Here is a 20,813-nt window from a genome sequence, read left to right as displayed (position 1 = left end):
ACGCCTAGGCATGAAAATGCTGATATGTATTACCATACCATTATTGGCCATTTGGGGACTCAAAAATGTGTATTTCAAGCATTTATCATTCTCACACAACATGTATTTAGCAAGTATCATTGATAAACAACATTTACTTGATTCTGTACCTTCTCCACGAATTGTTTTGATGAGTGGCTCGTGTATGGCATTTGGTATCAATAGCGATATTTTAGAGAAAGAATTTGAAATACCCGTTGTTAATATGGCTTTGCATTATAATCTAGGCAGTAGGTTTATGATGAATCAGCTAAAACAAAATATCCGAAAAGGCGATATTATTATCATTTGTTTAGAATACAATATACTTTCGGAGGGCGAGCCTGAAGAACAATATATTGCTGCCGAGTTTTATCAGCCTGCTAGCCAGTGGGTTGCAGGTAAAACAAAAAAAGAAAAAGTATTACGTTATTTTGCACACTGCCTCAATGCCTCGCATTTGTTACTGGGCTATTGCCTAGGCAAACACGACGAAGTACCAACGGTTAATGACTCGACCTCTATATTCTACAGAAACTGTTTTTCAGCCAAAGGCGATATGATTGGTCATCTCAACAACCCTTCGTACTTGTTGCAAGCTCTGCCTATCAATCGCAATAATGTAGATTTTAGAGAACCTATCAAAGATGTTAACGAGTTTGTGGAGTTTTCCGAGCAAAAAGGAGCCAAAGTATTATACACTTTCCCAAGCTACTGTCAGAGTAATTTTGAGGAAAATAGACATCGTATTCATTTTATAGAAAATCAACTACGAGCAAAACTAAAATGCACAATTGTTGGACAGCCCGAGTCGGGTGTGATGGACGACAAGCTGTTTTTTGATAATATCTATCACCCCAATGCCGAAGGACGTAAAATCTGGACGTATCGCTTAGTAGAAGCACTGCAATATATTTTGTAGATAGGCTGTATGTGTTTCTTCTTTACTATCAATAATACGCTACTGTTATTGCGTATCATCATTTTTACGAGATTATGCTTTTTAATTCATTAGAGTTTTTACTATTTTTTCCTATTGTTACGATATTGTATTTTTTAATACCGTATCGGTTCAGATGGCTGTTGTTATTAGTGGCAAGCTGCTATTTCTATATGGCTTTCGTACCTATTTACATGCTTATTCTTGGTTTTACCATTATTATCGACTATTTCGCAGGGATTTATATAGAGCAATCGGAAGGGAAAAGGCGTAGGCTGTTTCTTGTGATGAGCTTAGTGGCCAACATTGGGGTACTAGCTGTATTCAAGTACTATAATTTTATCAACGATAATATTACGTGGCTGCTCAAAGGCTTTGCTCTTCAAAACCCCATTCCTTATTTACATATTTTGTTACCTATTGGGCTTTCTTTTCACACCTTTCAGGCCATGAGCTATACCATTGAGGTATATAGAGGACATGAAAAAGCCGAACGCCATTTTGGGATTTATTCGCTGTATGTGATGTTTTATCCGCAACTGGTAGCGGGGCCTATCGAACGCCCCCAGAATGTCCTGCATCAGTTTCATGAAAACTACGATTTCGATTACCAGCGAGTTACCGATGGCCTAAAACTAATGGCATGGGGAATGTTCAAAAAAGTGGTTATTGCCGACCGCCTAGCCAGTATGGTTGGGCAGGTGTATGACCACCCTTATCAATACACAGGGATACCCTTATTGGTAGCTACGGCCTTGTTTTCAATACAGATATTCTGTGATTTTTCGGGATATTCAGATATTGCTCTGGGCTCGGCTCAGGTAATGGGCTTTACATTAATGAAAAACTTTGACCGCCCTTATTTTTCTAAAACCATTTCAGAGTTTTGGCGACGCTGGCATATTTCGCTATCTACTTGGTTTAGAGACTATCTGTATATTTCTTTGGGAGGCAACCGAGTAAGCAAATGGCGAAAAGAATTTAACTTATTTGTGGTATTTTTGGTCAGTGGTATTTGGCATGGAGCTAGCTGGAACTTTATTATTTGGGGAGCTATTCATGGTTTTTATTTAATTTTTGCCAACCAAACAGCTCATATTCGAAATACGATTGTTCAACAAATTGGTATCAAAAAATGGCCTACCTTTTACAAAATCGTACAAATTGCTACGGTTTTTGGTCTTACCAGTTTTGCTTGGATATTTTTCAGGGCAAAAGATTTTGCTACGGCTTCTTATATTGTAACACACCTCTTCACGGGTTTTCCACAACAACTTCACCAGTTAGCCAACTGGGCATTTATTACCGACAATATTATGCTAGGCAAAGGTGTCTTTAATTTTGTGATAGCCCTACTAGCAATAGCCCTAATGGAAACAGTTCATCTTTTACAAAGAGGTCAGCAGCTCAGAGATATTATACGACAAAAACCAAGGTATGTTCGCTGGGCTTTGTATTATGGAATTATTTTTGCCACACTTTTTATGGGAATGTACCAAAGTCAGGCTCAATTTATCTATTTTCAGTTTTAGTAAAATACCGCCCCCAATATAATAGCGATGCTTGGTTCAAGGCTCAAAAACTTGTTATAATATTATTTTTACCATTTTTTTAATAAGCAAAGAGTTTTTTTCCGAAATTTGCACCTTCTTTTCAGAATAGTAGGAGTTGAGTAGGGCATAATTGCCTAATATTCAACCGCCTAATCCCAAAGTATCATGACCGAAAAAATATTAATCCTCGATTTTGGTTCACAAGTGACTCAGCTTATTGCTCGTAGAGTCCGTGAGTTGAATGTCTATTGCGAAATTCACCCTTTCAATCATATTCCCGAAATTGGCGAAGATGTAAAAGGGGTTATTCTTTCAGGTAGTCCTTGTTCTGTACGTGAAGAAGATTCTCCAAGAGTGGATATGTCTCTTTTCAGAGGAAAACTTCCTTTGCTTGGCATTTGCTACGGAGCTCAGCTTTTGGCTCATACAGCAGGTGGCGAAGTATTCAATGCTGGCCACCGTGAATATGGCCGTGCCAAAATGACGAAAGTTCAACCATCAGACCTTTGGGCGGGTGTTTCGGAAGGTTCGCAGGTATGGATGTCGCATGGCGATACCATTATGTCTGTTCCTGAAAACTTCGAAATTATTGGCTCTACCGATTCTGTAAAGGTTGCAGCTTTCAAAATCCAAGATGAAACTACCTACGGTATCCAATTCCACCCTGAGGTAACTCACTCGGAAGAAGGAAAAGAAATGTTGAAAAACTTTGTAGTAGGTATTTGTGGTTGTTCGCAAAACTGGACAGCAAACTCGTTTGTTGAAACTACAGTAGCAGCATTAAAAGAAAAATTAGGTAATGACAAAGTAGTATTAGGCTTGTCGGGAGGTGTCGATAGTTCAGTAGCGGCAGTATTGATTCATAAGGCTATTGGCAAAAACCTTTATTGTATTTTTGTAGACAACGGTTTGCTTCGCAAAAATGAATTTGAAGAAGTATTAGTTTCTTACAAAAACCTAGGCTTAAATGTAAAAGGCGTTGATGCCAAAGAGCAATTCTATACAGCATTGGCTGGCTTGAGCGACCCTGAAGCTAAAAGAAAAGCTATTGGTAAAACCTTTATTGATGTTTTTGACCAAGAAGCTCACTTGATTGAAGATGTAAAATGGTTAGGACAAGGTACTATTTACCCCGACGTAATTGAATCAGTATCGGTAAAAGGCCCTTCTGCTACTATCAAGTCGCACCACAATGTGGGTGGTTTACCTGATTATATGAAATTGAAAGTGGTAGAACCATTGAATACATTGTTCAAAGACGAAGTGCGTTTGGTAGGTAAATCATTGGGTATCGAACCTGCTATTTTAGGCCGTCACCCTTTCCCTGGCCCAGGCTTGGCTATCCGTATTTTAGGAGATATTACTACCGAAAAAGTAGCTATTCTGCAGGATGTTGATGCTATTTTTATCAATAAATTAAAAGAAAAAGGACTTTATGACCAAGTTTGGCAAGCTGGAGCTATTCTATTGCCAATTCAGTCGGTAGGTGTAATGGGCGACGAACGTACTTACGAAAAAGTAGTTGCGTTACGTGCTGTAACTTCAGTAGACGGTATGACCGCCGACTGGTGTCACTTACCTTATGAGTTTTTGGCAGAGGTATCGAACGAAATTATCAACAAAGTTCGTGGTGTAAACAGAGTGGTATATGATATTTCTTCAAAACCACCAGCAACCATCGAGTGGGAATAGTAATACCAACCCAACATAAGTCATCCCGAATGTTAGGTAATATTAAAAGAGACCTCCTTTTTGTGTTTGTTGGGATTCGTCAAGTAAACATTGAAGAGGCTTATCAATTGCTCAAATGATAGAAAAGTAGGGGCTATTCATGCAAAAGGCGTTCGAAATTAGTTTTTCGAACGCCTTTTTATGTTAAATGACATATCTTTAGCTGCAAAGCATTGCAGCTCTACTGGTGAAAAGCATATTCAAAAATAATCACTCATCTGCAAAATCTGGGATGACTCATGTTTTAGCACCTCCTCAACATTATAGGCGTTTAAGTGAAGATTTTGAGCACTTAACAAGCCTTTCCGGAAGTTTTATCAGAATGGCTTTTATTAGAATTGCACTAAAAAATTAACAGTTTAAGTCAAACAGTTTCATAGAATATAAAATATTTTCATAATCTTTGAAAGATTAGGTAATTCTGCACTAAAACATTCAATATAATCTTTATAAATGCGCTGATTAATAAATTTGGTAGTAAATATAACATAAAATAGTGTTTAGCTTAAAGTTCCTGTATTCGGAGGTCGACAATATCCAGTAATTACGCAGGGAGGTACAAGCAAGGCGTTCACGTTTAAGAGCGTGAGCGTTGCTTTACTTTTGCGTAAAAGGAAGTCGAACTCCTCAAATACGAAGTAATAGTAAAGTTTCACGCTCTTTTTTGATATAAAAAAAACAATATTTTTTCTGCTCCACCAGTACTAATAATAGCATTTCACAAAACTATTATTTTTTGATAGATTACCGTTTTAATATTGCTACCGCTCCCTATTTTGAAGCTATTTATAAAGACCAAACATGAAAAAGTTCACACTAAGATTTTGTGCTTATTGTTCATAAGCATTCACTTTTATTGTTTTGCTCAGCAAAGCACCGTTCCAAATCCTCAAAACCCCAAAGAGCAACCCTTAGATAAGCCGATTGAGGTAAAAGAAGCTCCGAAAAAAGAAGAACCAAAACCTCCAGTTCCTGCCAATTCAAATGCTTTTGTAGGTAGCTTACCCGCAGGAAAAACGCCAACAAGTTCTCAAGATGGCACTCTTAATAATCGTATTCAAGATATTCCTGTCAATTTATTCATGGGTACTCCCATTATTGGATTACCCATTTATACGCTAACTGAAGCAGGAGGGGCAACCGTACCTATTAGTCTTTCTTACAATGCTTCGGGAATGAAAGGACATGATGTTTCATCATGGACAGGTATGAATTGGACAGCTAATTCCCTAACGCCACAGATTTCAAGAATTGTTCGGGGTATTCCAGATGAAGGAAAAGTCATTTATGAAAATAACGACTACTATTATGCCACCACTCATAAAGGATTCTATCAACATGGGCTCCATGCTGATAATGATGATGAAAATGATTCTCAGCCCGATTTATTCTTTTTAAACATCAATGGCACGAGTTATAAATTTAGTTTTGATAACTATAAAAAGGCTCATTTTTACCCAGAAGCGGACATTGATGTGCAGGTAACATGGACTCCATATACCGCATCGGGTAGCAACATATTAACCGCAGGATATTTTACCAATTGGATTGTAACTATGCCTGATGGTACAAAATACTACTTTGATGGTGCTGCAACAGAAAGTAGTTTTGAAATGGAAGCGAGTGCTTCAAAAAATATTTCAGTAGATGATTTAGATGTATATTGGACAAATGAAGCGGTAACATCGGCTTATTATCTAACCAAAATACAAACGCCTTTTGGTCATCAAACCATTTTTGAATACCATTCCACTCAATATTCTTTTTACCGTGTAGCAGAGCAACAAGCTGTTACCATTAACTGTACCTTTAACGGAATTGATAAAAAGATAAATCGGGTTTACGTTATCTCTTCAACCCTTTTTAAGATTAGTAATAGTACCCATGTGGTAGAGATAAACAAGGGTGGTTGGTCAAAAAACACCAATTACAATTATAGGTATCTCAATAATACATATCCTGCCCGTGAAGATTTAGACAATTTCTACAATTTTGCTACACCAACAGGTAGAGCATTGCATAAAATATCGGTATATGCCAAAGACGATACATCCAAAGTCTTTGAATGGAAATTTAAGTACGATTACAATACAGGAAGCGACCAAAGTAATGTATTCACCACTTTTGCGGGGTATTCTTATGACATTGTAGGATACACCCACCAAAAGCGTTTCAAACTCCGTTCAATTGAAGAGCCTGACGGCAATAAGTACACGTTTAAATACTATGATGATGGTTATGGACTACCAAGCAGGTTCACGCAAGGTCTTGACCATTGGGGCTATTTGAATGGTGCTTTGGGAGCAAATATCTTGATTGGGCAAGATGCGTTCCGTAATTGTGCCAATAATCAATATGGAAATCGTGATGCCACTAACGGATGGTCGCAATATGGAACACTTACTACTATGTCTCATTCAACAGGGAGTAATGTCTTTTTTGAATACGAAAATAATGACGCTCGAAATTATACTTCCCTCATTGGAGGAAGTCGCATTAAGAAAATTATTTATTTGGATTCGATTTCTAATCTTAAAAGAGTTAAACGATATGATTATAAACAAGTAGATGGAAAATCATCAGGTTTTCTATGTTTGAAGCCTGTATATCATTTTGATGATAAAACCAATTATTCTGGCTCTCCAAATCAATATTGGTATTCAGGCTTGTATCAACAAATTCTTTCTGAAACGGGTCGCCCTAATGTAGGGTACTCACGGGTCAAGGAAACCATTTTAACAGGAGATGAATCTGATAGTTTGGGTTATACGATTTCGGAGTTTTTACAGCCTTTAACAGAAATAAATTTGGTTGAGACAATTACCTATAATTGCGTTACCCAATATCCACCAGCTGTACCCTATCCAATTACGACTTGTGATACCAGTCGCTATTTACGCCCTTGGAAATGGTATCCATATCATGAAAATACGGTAGGCGTTCCTACTCAAGTGGCAACCTACGGTAGAAATAATCAGTTACTTTCCGTAAAAAGTAGTGTTTACACCGAACAGCAATTACAAGTTCCTATTCCAAGTAATATCCAACAAAACTATCGCTCATTTAGATTAGTAGATAAAAATTATAATTTTGAAAGAAGCTATTATGAGTTTTATAATACCTTCCATATCACTTCCGACACTACTAAAACATACAGCCAAGACGGTACTAATCCAGTGGTTAATGTGACGACCTATGAGTACCCTAATAATGCCAAACACAATCAACTTATTAAGATTTCAACCAGTGATAGTTATGGTAACACGCTTGAAAACTCCTTAAAATATGCTCCTGATTTTGATTTGGGGATGAATCCGAACCTAAGCAATAGAGAAATAAAGGGTATTTATCAGCTACAACAAAAACATATTTATACTGCGGTGATTGAAAATATCAATCGTATTAAAAATACATTTGGTGATACTTTCGTTGTAAATGCTTCTTATCAAAACTATTATGATAAGGATTCAACCACATATAGTGCAGGGTTACTAAAATCAAATTATGTCTTAGAAAATGTGCCAAGAGCTACATTTTCAGAAGCAAGCTATAATCTTAATAATACAACGTTTAGCAAAGACACCGATTATATTGTAAAAACTACGGTGGATGCTTACAATAGTATTGGACTGCCCAAACAAACTTCTATCAATTTTGGGACGGTTGCCAAAATAAATTATGATGCTACTTACCCAACTTTAGCAATCAGTCAAACCAGTAATGTTGGGCAACCATCCGAACAGACTGTAAGCACTCAGTATGCTAAAATTCTCTACGGAGCAAGCACACAAACCAATGAAAACGGCTTATCGGTTTCAAACGAATATTATCCTGATGGGAAGCTAAAACAGCAAACCGATAAAGACGGAAAGGTTTTAAAACACCTGCAATATGTTTATCGTGGTAAAGCAGATAGTGACCCAATACTCAATACATCTACGGCTTATAATCGTATCATTACTCGTATTCCACGAATTGCGACCACCGATGCTCTCAATTTGGACTTCAACCAATGTGAAATTAGGGTCCAATATCTTGATGGATTTGGGAAAACGATTGAAAATGTGGCTTATAAAGCATCACCCAATCAAAAAGATTTGATTACTGGCGTGGTTGATTACGATGCTTTTACTCGTCCTAAAAAAACATGGTTATCCGTTGAAAGTACCCAAGCAGACGGTAGTTTATTAGATACGGCTACGGTTAAATCAACTGCCAAAAGTTTTTATCAAGACCAAATGCCATACTCAGAAGTCTTTGAATATGAAGCTTCGCCATTGAGCAGAGTTCTTAAGAGCTACGGAACGGGTAAAGTATTTAGGGATAGTAGTAAATACGTTCAAAATCGTTACGAAACCGCTAATGGAATTAAAAAATTTAAGTTATTTTATAATACTGATGCCTCTTTTATTGGTACATATTCCGATTATGAATTATTAAAAACAGTCTCTACCGATGAACGGGGATATAAAGTCATTGAGTACAAAGATAAATCGGGAAATATCGTTCAAAAAGATATACAATCGAATGTAAACATCTATCTATCAGCCGCTTACGTATTTGACAAAGCAAGCAGAATCCGTTACATTCTACCCCCTAAAGCCTATAATGCTTTGGGAACACTATCGAGTATTTCTTTTGAATCGTGGTCAGAGTTCAATGAAAATGTCCATGCGTTTCGTTACGACGGTAAATCAAGGGTAATAGAAAAAAAATCCCCTGGCATTGGATGGACGAGAGTAGTTTACAATCGCCTAAATGAAGTGGTACTCAGCCAAGATGATGATGAATTAGCGAAGGCTAATACATGGAACTACGTTCAAAAAGACGGACAAGCAAGAACGGTAAGAGTGGGACAAATGGTTCTGCCAACCACTTATACTCGTACCTACCTGCAAAACCTCTTTGATAATTTTACCGATAGTCAACAGTTTGAAGAAAGAACTACCGCTTCGGGCAATGTTCGTAATTACACCAATCGTTGTTTTCCTTCGGCTCTCAGGTCTTACATCAATGATGCCACGTGGAAAAACATCTATTATTACGACGATGCTGATTGGCGGTATGCCGATGGCAATTCGGGTACAATTGCCGACTACGGTTTTCAGTCAAATCCCTACAATACAACGGCTTATTCGGCAACCAATGCCAAGGGGTTAATGACGGGTGGCTTACACAAAATTGACAATTTTGGGGATTTCCCTTTTCCAAGTAGCATATTTTACGACGATAAAAACCGACCTATTCAAAGTATTGTTTATCACGATTTATACGCTCGTAACCAAAATGATATTCAGTACAATTTCGTGGGGGAAACTCTGCAATCTCGAATGGTATATCGTAAAAGAGGGGCGAGTGATTTGATTAGAACCCATGAGCATACCCTCGACCATGTAGGGAGAAGTAAAGACATTTATTACACCCTCGTAGAAGGTACGACCAATAAAGTACCAAGATTAAAAATCAGCTCGCTATACTATGATAACATTGGAAGATTAAAGGGCAAAATCATTCAACCCAATGCCAATGTGGTCAGTAGCGTTCAATCTGGCTCTTGGACTACGCCAAGTGTTTGGGCGAATAACGCTATACCAAGTCTTACTACTCCTGCGGTCATTAATACAGGGCATACCATTACCATTCCTGCTAATACAACCGTACAAGCAGGTACATTGTATGATGCAGGTACGCTTAAATTCCTTCTGAATAGTAAATTAGAAATGGGTACGCTCGCTCCCGTTAGAGGTGCTGGCTTGCAAGTGATTGAGTACGCTTATAATGTACGGGGGCAATTAAGAGGCGTAAATTTAGATGCTTCGGGAAATCCACAAGTAGCTACCGAAAAACTCTTTAGTTACAAATTGGATTATCACGAAAACGGTAAAATATTTGACGGCTCAATTGCTAAACATACTTGGATTGCTAAAAACACCCCCCAAAGTAGAAGTTACGATTATACTTATGACGGCTCAAATAAACTCATTAATGCTCAGTTCACTGGCGTTGGGAATGAAAATTATAGTGTTACGACCGATTACGATGCCAACGGTAATTTACTACACCTGAAAAGGTACAGTAAGACAGGCTCAAACACTTACGATTTAGTCGATAACTTGACTTATAGTTACCTTGGAACGGGTAATAAACTTCAAAAAGTAGATGATGCCATAACGGGTAACGTGGGAGCAAATGACTTTAGGGACGTTTCGGGAGTGGATTATGCCTATACTCCTGATGGCAAAATTACCAAAGACAACAATAAGGGTATTTACAATATCAAGTATAATTTCTTAGATTTGGTATCGAAAGTTACGTTCAATGACTCTACCAAAGTCGAGTATTTTTATACCTCTACTGGAGAAAGAAGACAGCGAAAAGTTACCAAAAATGGCGTAACGTCTTATACGCTTTACGATGGAGAAATAGTTTATACCTTCACAGGTGTAAATACCTCTTTGGATGATTTTAAAGTTTCGGAGGTTCAAAATCAAGAGGGGCGTTTTACAAATGGGAAGTTAGAGTATGCTTATACTGACCATATTGGAAACCTTCGGTTAAGCTACAAGGATTCTTTAGGCGTGGCATTTATTACGCAAAGTCAGTCGTATGACCCTTGGAGTAATGTTAATGCAGGTTCGGAATATCAACTATCACCCAATCAAATAGACAGATATTTTGTTAGTGGTAGAGAAACCGATAATATCACGGGAAACATTCTGCTTGATTGGAGACATTATGATTCAGTCATTGGGCGAATGAATAGCTATGACCCCGAAGACCCTTACGAGAACATATCGGCTTTTGCTTATGCTCTTAATACACCTACCTCACATATAGACCCTGATGGAAGATTACCAATCTTAATTCCTATTATTGCGGGAGCAATTGGTGGCGGTTTGAACGTAGCAACCAACTGGAGTAAAATTAAAAACCCTTGGCAAGCACTCGGCTATTTTGGAACGGGTGCTGCTGGTGGTGTAGTCAGTTTAACCAATCCATTGGCAGGAGGAGCAATTACTTCGGCAGGAAATGCCACCATTGATATTGCCACAGGTAATGTTCCTGATTTTAATAATCCAACGGATGCACTTTTGTACGTTGGCAAAGAAGCTGCGGTGGGTGCAGCCACTTCTTTTGCAGGGGCTAAAATAGCGAAAGTAGTTGGGCCAGCCTTAGCTAAATTAGGAAATACTATTGGCGGTTGGTTTAAAAATAGTTTCCAAGCATACGCTAAAGAATCAATTAATACGGTTATTATCAATGGTCAGCCTATCACTACCACCATTGATGTAGGGATTAAGGCTACTAAGCAGTATGTTAGCAAGTCTCTGGGAGGAGCTTTTGGAAATGGAATAAATAATGTTGAAAATGTAGTTGCAACAAAATCAACTACTGTGTATAGGTCTGTAAGTTTAGATGAATATAAAGATATTCTTAAAAATGGATTTAAACCGGGTGAAAATAGTTATGCAACTGGAAAGCTATTTGCTGATAAACTTTCTGATGCAAAAATGTATAGTAAGGCATTCGATAATTCAATAATTATGAAAGCTAAAATCCCTGCGGGAGTAACATTTGAAAAATTATATGGTGTTGATGGTCTAAAGTATATTTATAATGTTCCAAGCAGTTCATTAAGAAGAGTAAAAGTTTTAACTTCTTTTAAATTTTAATAATAAAGCTAATGTATCTTTTCAAAGCAAATATTAACCTTTCTGATGAATATAGGAAACAAGAAATAAAAGGGAATCATTACAGACCCTTACTTTCTTTTTCAAATACTGTTATACGCTCAGGCTTAATTGATTTAGAAGATAAGCCATATCTTGAAATGGATAAATCGTATGATGATATATTATTTAAAATTTATTTTCACGAAGATTTAGATGTTGAAAATGAGTTTTTTGTTGGTAGAGAATTTAGGATTTTAGAGGGTAACACATTTATAGGCTCTGGTATTATAAGTAAAGTTATAGGTATAGCATAAAAACTTTTTACAAAAGGAGAATCAATGCTTTTTGACCAATCATTAGAATCTCTTGATTTAGATAAAAAAGATTTTATAACAGAACAAGAGTTTAACTCAATTTGGAACGAAAGAGATGATACATTATATTGATATAGGAAATATTTTTGAATTAGAGGGGATTACTAATTATGCACATGGCTGTAATTGCTCAGGAGCAATGGGCAAGGGAATTGCCGTACTTTTTATGGCATCTATTGCAGCGAGTATCAAAGGAACACCTGCCGAATTGCTTCAGCAACTTCTTTACAAGGATATATTAGCTTAAAAAAATAAGATTTATACTCCGTCTGATGATTCAGTAACAAAGTAGCCTCTTGTTTGTTTGGTTACATCATGCAGCCGTACAGTTTTATTGCTAGTAAGCTGTATATTTGGTCAACTTAAACAAACCTTTTAACAACATGAATCGTCGTGATTTTATGAGTACTACTTCGTTGGCTAGCCTCGGGATAATGGCATCAACAACGCATCAGATAGCTTTTCCCCAACCCGAAAAAGGTTTTTCCTTACAAATCTTAGCCACTAACTGGGGCTTTAACGGAACTGTCGATGCCTTTTGTGCTGCCGCTAAAAAGGAAGGATACGATGGTATTGAAATGTGGTGGCCAACCGAAAAAAATGCCCAAGAAGAGCTTTTTACAGCTTTAAAAAAGCATAATCTCGCTATTGGATACCTTTGTGGAGGACATCAGAAAGACCCCAAAGAGCATTTGGCTACGTTCCAAAAAAACCTTGAGGCTGCTACTAGCCAATCGCCTATCAAGCCCCTCTATATTAATTGTCATAGTGGACGCGATTATTTTACTTATGAACAAAATAAGGCTTTTATCGACCTTACGACACAAGTCTCCCAAAAGTCGGGTATTCCTGTTTATCATGAAACACACCGAGGACGCATGCTTTTTGCAGCTCATATTGCCCATAATTTTCTCCAAAAAAACCCCGCATTAGAACTAACTCTTGATATTTCGCATTGGTGTAATGTACACGAATCGTTGCTCGAAGACCAAGCCGAAACCGTACAACTTGCCCTTGAACGCACAGGACATATTCATACCCGAGTAGGGCATCAAGAAGGGCCACAGGTCAACGACCCCCGTGCCCCCGAATGGGAAGCGGCATTTCAGACTCACCTAAAATGGTGGGACACTGTAGTAGCCCTAAAAATGAAAAAAGGACAAGCCCTTACTATGCTTACCGAGTTTGGACCACCCAATTATTTGCCAACTTTGCCTTATACCCAGCAGCCCGTAGCCAACCAATGGGCTATTAATGTATATATGCTAAATATGTTGCGAAAAAGATATACTAATACCAAATAAATGGCTATTCTACAGCTTAAAGGCTTTTTCGACCTTTTGTAAGGCTATTTTTACTTCTCAACACTTTCCTTGATAATCTTTCGTTATAATCCCGTTAAAGATTATTAACTTTGAAATATTGCCATTTCAAAATGCCAATCATTCCAAATGGTTGGCATTACTTATTCCATTCATTTCTAAAAGCTACCAACAAGCTATTGCTGAACTTTTAGACCTTAATTTTTTACTACATGAGAAATAGCATTTTAACGCTTTTTGCACTTTTGCTTTGTGTAAATATTTTTGCACAAAAAGTGCCACAAAATACTAACTATCAGTTCTTTGTAGACTTAACCAATGTGCAAAATGATAAGCTAGAGGTATCTTTGATTACACCCAAAATCCAGAAAGATGAAATTGTGTACAATTTACCCAAAATTGTGCCAGGTACGTATGCCAATTATGATTTTGGTAGATATGCCTCTGATTTTAAAGCATTTGATGCTTCTGGGAAAGCTCTGACTATCGAGAAATTGGATAAAAATAGCTACAAAATCAAAAAAGCTAAATCCCTTTACAAAATTACTTACTTAGTAGACGACACTTGGGACTCGCCCGAAATCAGTGGCGAATATGTATTCGAGCCTGCTGGTACAGATATTGAAAAAGATACCCTTTTTGCCATTAATACTCATGGCTTCTTTGGGTATTTTGACAACCTCAAAAAAGTTACGTACCAAGTTACTTTTACAAAACCTACAGGGTTTTATGGGGCAACATCGCTGATTGCTAATAAATCAGATGCCAAGTCGGACGTGTTTAGCACAGGCAACTACATGGATTTGGTAGATGCTCCTATTATGTATTCAAAACCCGATACTACTATTTTGAAAGTTGGTGGTGCCGATATTTTGATTGCCGTGTATTCGCCCAACAAAAAAGTAACCTCAGCCGAAATTGCCGATAACGTAAAAACCCTTTTAGAAGCTCAGAAAGAGTATTTGGGTGGCTCGCTTCCTATTAAAAAATATGCGTTCTTGATTGTGCTTTCTGATAACCTCAAAAATGGCAGCTATGGAGCTTTGGAGCACTCTTACTCATCGTTCTATTACTTGCCTGAGGCTTCGGCCGAAGAGTTGTCTCAAACAATAAAAGATGTTTGTGCTCATGAGTTTTTTCATATTGTTACTCCTTTGAGTATCCACTCCGACGAAATTGGTAATTTTGATTACAACAAACCAAAAATGTCAAAGCACCTTTGGATGTACGAAGGTATGACCGAATACGCTGCTGGCCACATGCAAATCAAATATGGTTTGATTGAATTGCCGCAATACCTCAATATGTTGCGTAGCAAAATCAATAATATGTACGACCGCTACCAAGATAACGTACCTTTTACAGAAATGAGCGTAGATGTATTGGACAAATACAAAGACCAATATGCCAATGTTTATGAAAAAGGAGCATTGATTGGCTTGTGCCTAGATATTAAGCTGCGTGAATTGTCTGGAGGAAAATATGGTACTCAGAATTTGATGCGTGATTTGTCAAAATACTATGGCAAAGAAAAGTCATTTAATGATGCTGAACTTTTTGATAAAATTGCCGAAATCACTAAATTCCCTGCTATTCGCCAGTTTTTTGCTAAATATGTAGAAGGAAAAGAACCGCTTCCATTAACCGAAATTTTCAATAGTGTTGGCCTAGAGTTTCAGAAAAGCGTTCAGGTGCGTGAAAAATCAATCGGGGTGTCGGTCTATAATCTTGGCATTAATCCCGACACAAAGGGTATTTTCATTGTCGACGATGAAGGTATCGATGCTTTTGGCCGTAAGCTAGGCTACAAAGCTGGCGACGAATTTGTGTCGTTGAATGGCAAGCCTTTAGACCTCAATTCGTTCCGAGCTACTCGCTTAGACTTTATGCAGAATACCAAGGAAAACGATAATGTCGAAGTAATAGTATTACGCAAAGACGGAGATAAAAAGGTAGAAACCAAATTATCAGCAGCGTTATTTATTCCTGAAATTACTGAGAAAAACCTCCTCAAACCAGTAGCTGTACCTACCGATACACAAATTAACTTGCTAAAAGCATGGTTGAGCCCTGAAAACAAATAATTGATTTTTCTTTATTTTTTATATAAATTTCTAGCCCAATAGTCACTTTTCTATTGGGCTATTTTTATGCCTAAACATTGCTACACCCTTATTTTTATAAGCCTTTTAATGCTTACTTGCCAGTCAACTCAAGAGCCCAAAATAGCACCTCTATTACTGGCTCGAACTTTTCTTTTACAAGAAAAAGGACAGTATGTTACCTATGCCGTAGAACAAATACAATATGGAATCAATCAATCCGTTGAAAAACAAACATACCAGTTGCAATACCAACTACAGTCGTCTGAAAAGCAAGTTTCGGGAGAAGAAAAATTGATAATAGTACAACGAAGGCGTAATACACCTCAGCAAAACTGGCAAACCGAACAACTTGTACAGATTATGGTTTATACAGATAAAGTGATTCAGGTAGAACAAAATATACCTTTGTACTTACTGCCATCGCCATTGGTTGTAGGACAAACTTGGAACTACCATCAGTATAACACTTTGGGTAAAGCTATTGCATCTTTGCAGGCAATCAAAAATACCTTTGTGGTTAATCATCAAACTTTTCCACAAACTGCCCATGTTATTCAGTATCAAGACTCTACAGCTTTGGGACAAAAAAGTCAGCTCACGGTTTATGCAGCCAATATTGGAATGATTTTTTTGAAAAAAACGGATGTATCTTATTGTTATCAACCCCATTGTTTAGGAAAAGCGATTATAGACTTTGGCTCAATTACGACCTATCAAATCACCGACTATGGAAAAGAATAATTACTTTTCAATACTATATTGTTGCTGTTTTTGGCTACTGACCTCGGTAGCTTCGGCACAAAACGCCCAACAGTATTTAGTTCTTTTTAGCGATAAAGCTAACTCTACTTACAATGTAGCCACTCCCCGACAATTTCTTTCGGAAAGGGCTATACAACGCAGAAACAGGCAATCAATCTCAATCACTACTCAGGATTTGCCCGTTAACATCAGTTACCTAAATGCAATAAAGCAAACCGGTGCTAAAGTCGGGTTTACGTCTAGGTGGTTCAATGGGGCATTGGTCGAAGCTAACGACACTCAGCTTCAACAAATTTTATCACTTCCCTATGTAAAAGGAATTGAAGGGAATACACCTCTACAAAAACGCAATACAGCCAATAGAGCTACCCGTCAAAAGGCCAAATTTGAAGCCTTCGATACAGCTCCCGATTTTGGCTTGGCTTATATGCAAAACAATATGATTGGTGTTGACAAAATGCACGAACAAGGCTTTAGGGGCGAAGGTATGCTAATTGCTATTTTAGATGCAGGCTACTCGTCGGTAAATACACTGCCTGTATTTTCATATCTTTTCAACGAAAACAAAATTGTAGGTACATACGACTTCGTCAACAACAAATCGTTTGTATATGAAGGTAGTAGCCACGGAACGGCCGTACTGTCATGTTTGGCCGCACAACAAACCAGTAGATTGGTTGGCACAGCCCCCAATGCGTCGTATTTGCTCTTGCGAACAGAAGATACCGAAAATGAATCGTTATTAGAAGAAGTAAATTGGCTTATTGCAGCTGAATACGCCGATAGCCTTGGCGTAGATTTAATTAATTCTTCATTGGGATATACCGAATTTGACAATCCTGCTACCAACCACCAATATAAAGATTTTGACGGAAAAACAACTATTGCAGCCCGTGCTGCAGCATTGGCTGCCGCCAAAGGAATCATCTGTACTATCAGTGCAGGCAACGAAGGTAATAGCGATTGGAAATATATTTCGACACCTGCCGACGCCGATTCTGTACTAAGCGTAGGGGCAGTAGATGCCTACCAATCGTATGTTGTTTTTACCTCTATTGGTCCAAGTGCCGACGGACGCGTCAAGCCCGATGTGGCAGCCATGGGGCAAAGTGTAGCCGTAGCCAATGCTTTTGGTAATTATACCACCACAAGTGGAACATCATTTGCATCGCCTATTTTGTGTGGTATGGTGGCTGGTTTTTGGCAAGCCAATCCCCAAATGAAGGCCCAAGAGGTTATTCGTGTAATACAGCAGTCGGGAAGTACGTACACCAAGCCTACCCCACAGTTGGGTTATGGAGTACCTCATTTTGAACGTGCCATGCAATTGGCTCAACCTATTACTTTTGAGGGAAAGTTTTGGGCATTTCCCAATCCAATTTCTAATCAAATCAAAATAGCTATTGCTCAGTTCGATGCTCAGAATAGCTACTCTTTCGAGCTAGTAAATACATTGGGACAAACCGTCTTGTCGGGTAGTATCACCCACAAACTTCAAACTATACCATGCGAAAACCTCCAAAATGGCTTGTACTTTCTCAGCATAAAAGATAACACTCAGCAACAGGTTTTTAAGATGATTAAGGATTAATGCCAAAATGATTGTGGGTGAAATAACAATGAAGTTGTTCAAAAATCAACAACTATCCTTTCACTTTGAAAGCCCTGATTAAAAGAAATATTTAATGATTATTCAGAAGAATCAACCTGAGTACTAAATTTTTTGTTCTCTATTTTATCAAATTAAAAATAGCTTCACCTTGTTTAGTATCAAAGATTAGCCCTGCATTCGTCTACATCATGATACATCATAGTCAACTATTCTTTATATTTAGAGGTGTTTTTATAGCATTCTTATGAAAAAAATACCTTACCTCTCTATTTTCCAAGCTATTATTGTCATAATCGGGCTGAGTTATTCGGCTATGGCACAGTTTAGTACATCAGCACGTTGGATTAGCACTAATACCGAATCAAAGAAACCTAATCAGTGGATTTGTTTTCGTAAGCAATTCAATGTGCCAAAATCATCCTCTTATGCAATAGCCAAAATTGCAGTAGATTCAAAATATTGGCTTTGGGTCAATGGTCAAATGGTGGTATTTGAGGGTGGGCTAAAAAGAGGCCCGAATCCAAACGATACCTATTATGACGAAATTAATATAGCTCAATACCTCAAAAATGGAGACAATACCATTGCTATTTTGGTATGGTATTTTGGAAAAGATGGGTTTAATCACAAAAGTTCGGGCAAAACTGGTTTGTTATTTGACTTATCGCTTGGTTTACAAACTAGCCTTGTTAGTAATGCTACTTGGCTAGCCAAAGTGCATCCAGCCTTTGGCGAAACGCCTGCACCTCACCCCAATTTTCGAATGCCCGAATCAAATGTTTCTTTCGATGCCAACCTACAATTACCTTTGTGGTATACCTCTCAATATGATGATTCAAAATGGAATGCTGCTACCGAGCTAGCCTATGCAGGTGAAAGCCCTTGGAACAAGCTGATTGCTCGTCCTATTCCACAATGGTACAATGCAGGCTTAAAAAATTATCCTAATACAATAAGCTATATTACTCATAAAGCCAATCCAACACTGCCTTTTACAGCACAAGGCGACACAATTGCGATGGCTTTACCCAAAAACTTGACTGTTACACCTTATTTCAAAATTGATGCTCCCGCCGGACTCAAAATCGACATTCGTACCGATAACTATCTTGGAGGAAGTGCCCCCAACATTCGTACCGAATATATTACAACTAAGGGTATTCAGGAGTTTGAAAGTTATGCCTATTTTAATGGCCACGATGTAAAATATTTTTTCCCAAAAGGTGTAAAAGTACTGGCCCTTAAATACCGAGAAACCCGATACAATGCCGAAACAGTGGGCGATTTTAGTTGTAACGACCCTTTTTATAATACCTTAAAAGAAAAAGCCCTCAATACCCTAACCCTCAATGTTAGGGATGTTATTTCTGATTGTCCCGACCGTGAAAGAGCTCAGTGGTGGGGCGATGTCGTGATTAATGAAGGTGAAATATTTTATTATTGGGACGTAATGGGGCATCGTTCACTAAAAAAAGCTATTCGCGAGTTAGTACATTGGCAAAAACCCGATGGGGTACTTTTTTCGCCTATTCCTGCTGGTAACTGGGATAAAGAATTACCTGGGCAAATGCTAACCAGTATTGGGGAATATGGCTTCTGGAATTATTTCAAATACACAGGCGATACCGCCCTTATCAAGGAGGTGTATCCACACGTCAAAAAATACCTAGCTCTTTGGCATACCAAGCAAGATGGCTTGGTAGAGCACCGTACTGGTGGCTGGATGTGGCACGATTGGGGCGATAACCTAGATATTCCGCTGTTAGATAATGCGTGGTATTATTTGGCACTAAAAGGGCTTAGCAAAATGGCCCACCTCACTCACAACGAGCAAGACATGGCCGAATATGAGTACAAAATGCAGGAACTAAAAGAGGCTTTTAATACTATTTTCTGGCAAGGAACTTTCTATAAAAGCCCAGACTATCAAGGCATTACCGACGACCGAGGCAATGGACTTGCTGTAGTGGCAGGATTGGCCGATGCCGATAAATTTCCTGCTATCCAACAATTTCTTTCTCATGAAATGCACGCCAGCCCCTACATGGAAAAATATATCCTTGAAGCATTTTTTATGATGGCTGATGCCCAAGGTGGTCTGACTAGAATGAAGAAACGTTATACCGAAATGGTTAATAGCCCTTTAACAACTCTTTGGGAAGGCTGGGCTGTGAATAGTCATCTGTACGGTGGAGGCACTTATAACCATGGCTGGACAGGTGGCCCAATCACCCTTTTATCACAATATGTTGCAGGAATTTCGCCATTGTCCGACGGCTTTCAGTCGTTCCGTATTCAGCCACAGCTTGGCTCACTTTCAAGCGTACAATGCAAAGTGCCTACCCCAAAAGGTATCATAAAACTCAATATAACTTATAGCAATCAACAGCTTAATTTAATGGCTGAAATACCTGAAAATATGACAGGGATTATTTCAATTCCTATTATTGCAGATATTTACAAAAAAATTGTTTGTAATGGGCAAACGATTTTTCACAATACCAAATACATTCCAAGCCTGGCTTATATCGACTTGGTACCGGGCAATGAACATTACCTAAATTTTGAAGTGTCAAAAGGAGGGAAATACACTTTTGTAGCTGAATAGAAAAACATGAGTCATCCCAAACATTAGGTAATATTAAAAGATACCCTCTATTTGTATTTGTTGTGATTCATAAGGTCGTCAAGTGTACTTTGATGAGGCTTAAAAAAGGCAGTCG

At 38.1% G+C, this 20,813-nt stretch carries 11 protein-coding genes; all 11 read left to right on the top strand.

All coding sequences use genetic code 11. From position 1 onward, the window contains the following. The first annotated feature begins 10 nt into the window (after positions 1-10). The 11 genes from FLEMA_RS0158185 to FLEMA_RS74685 all read left to right on the top strand — a co-directional run bounded on the left by FLEMA_RS0158185 (position 11) and on the right by FLEMA_RS74685 (position 20,698). Entirely contained in the window at positions 11-940 is a 930-nt protein-coding gene (locus tag FLEMA_RS0158185; RefSeq protein WP_044173800.1) for a hypothetical protein, read from the top strand. Between the two features lie 191 nt (positions 941-1,131). Continuing rightward, positions 1,132-2,490 (top strand): MBOAT family O-acyltransferase, encoded by a 1,359-nt coding sequence (locus FLEMA_RS0158175; protein ID WP_310587237.1) that lies wholly within the window; start codon positions 1,132-1,134, stop codon positions 2,488-2,490. Positions 2,491-2,676: 186 nt separating this feature from the next. Then, complete coding sequence (gene guaA, locus FLEMA_RS0158165) at positions 2,677-4,203, top strand: glutamine-hydrolyzing GMP synthase (protein WP_026997383.1); 1,527 nt, start codon at positions 2,677-2,679, stop codon at positions 4,201-4,203. Positions 4,204-5,075: 872 nt separating this feature from the next. Then, positions 5,076-11,915: a DUF6443 domain-containing protein gene (locus FLEMA_RS0158135; protein ID WP_044173799.1), complete on the top strand. Its 6,840-nt coding sequence runs from the start codon at positions 5,076-5,078 to the stop codon at positions 11,913-11,915. An 11-nt stretch (positions 11,916-11,926) separates the two neighbouring features. Next, on the top strand, positions 11,927-12,229 hold the full coding sequence (locus tag FLEMA_RS0158130) for a hypothetical protein (protein ID WP_026997381.1): 303 nt from the start codon (positions 11,927-11,929) through the stop codon (positions 12,227-12,229). 115 nt (positions 12,230-12,344) lie between these two features. After that, positions 12,345-12,536 (top strand): macro domain-containing protein, encoded by a 192-nt coding sequence (locus FLEMA_RS77235; protein WP_044173798.1) that lies wholly within the window; start codon positions 12,345-12,347, stop codon positions 12,534-12,536. Between the two features lie 136 nt (positions 12,537-12,672). Beyond that, on the top strand, positions 12,673-13,593 hold the full coding sequence (locus FLEMA_RS74695) for a sugar phosphate isomerase/epimerase family protein (RefSeq protein WP_052354302.1): 921 nt from the start codon (positions 12,673-12,675) through the stop codon (positions 13,591-13,593). Between the two features lie 230 nt (positions 13,594-13,823). After that, a complete protein-coding gene (locus FLEMA_RS74690) occupies positions 13,824-15,695 on the top strand; it encodes a M61 family metallopeptidase (RefSeq protein WP_044173797.1) in 1,872 nt (623 codons plus the stop codon). A gap of 66 nt (positions 15,696-15,761) precedes the next feature. Then, positions 15,762-16,457, top strand: coding sequence for a hypothetical protein (locus FLEMA_RS0158095; RefSeq protein WP_026997380.1), 696 nt, complete (start codon positions 15,762-15,764; stop codon positions 16,455-16,457). Next, the gene (locus tag FLEMA_RS0158090; protein ID WP_044173794.1) at positions 16,444-18,069 is read left to right on the top strand and encodes a S8 family serine peptidase; all 1,626 of its coding nucleotides are present in this window, start codon (positions 16,444-16,446) and stop codon (positions 18,067-18,069) included. The genes FLEMA_RS0158095 and FLEMA_RS0158090 overlap by 14 nt, the downstream gene beginning before the upstream one ends. A gap of 265 nt (positions 18,070-18,334) precedes the next feature. Then, a complete protein-coding gene (locus FLEMA_RS74685; RefSeq protein ID WP_052354300.1) occupies positions 18,335-20,698 on the top strand; it encodes an alpha-L-rhamnosidase-related protein in 2,364 nt (787 codons plus the stop codon). The last annotated feature ends 115 nt before the right edge of the window (positions 20,699-20,813 follow it).

The sequence above is a fragment of the Flectobacillus major DSM 103 genome (genome assembly GCF_000427405.1).
GTDB classification, from domain to species: Bacteria; Bacteroidota; Bacteroidia; order Cytophagales; family Spirosomataceae; genus Flectobacillus; species Flectobacillus major.
Note: the sequence above shows the minus strand (reverse complement) of the source record. Positions and strands in the feature narration are given on the sequence as shown.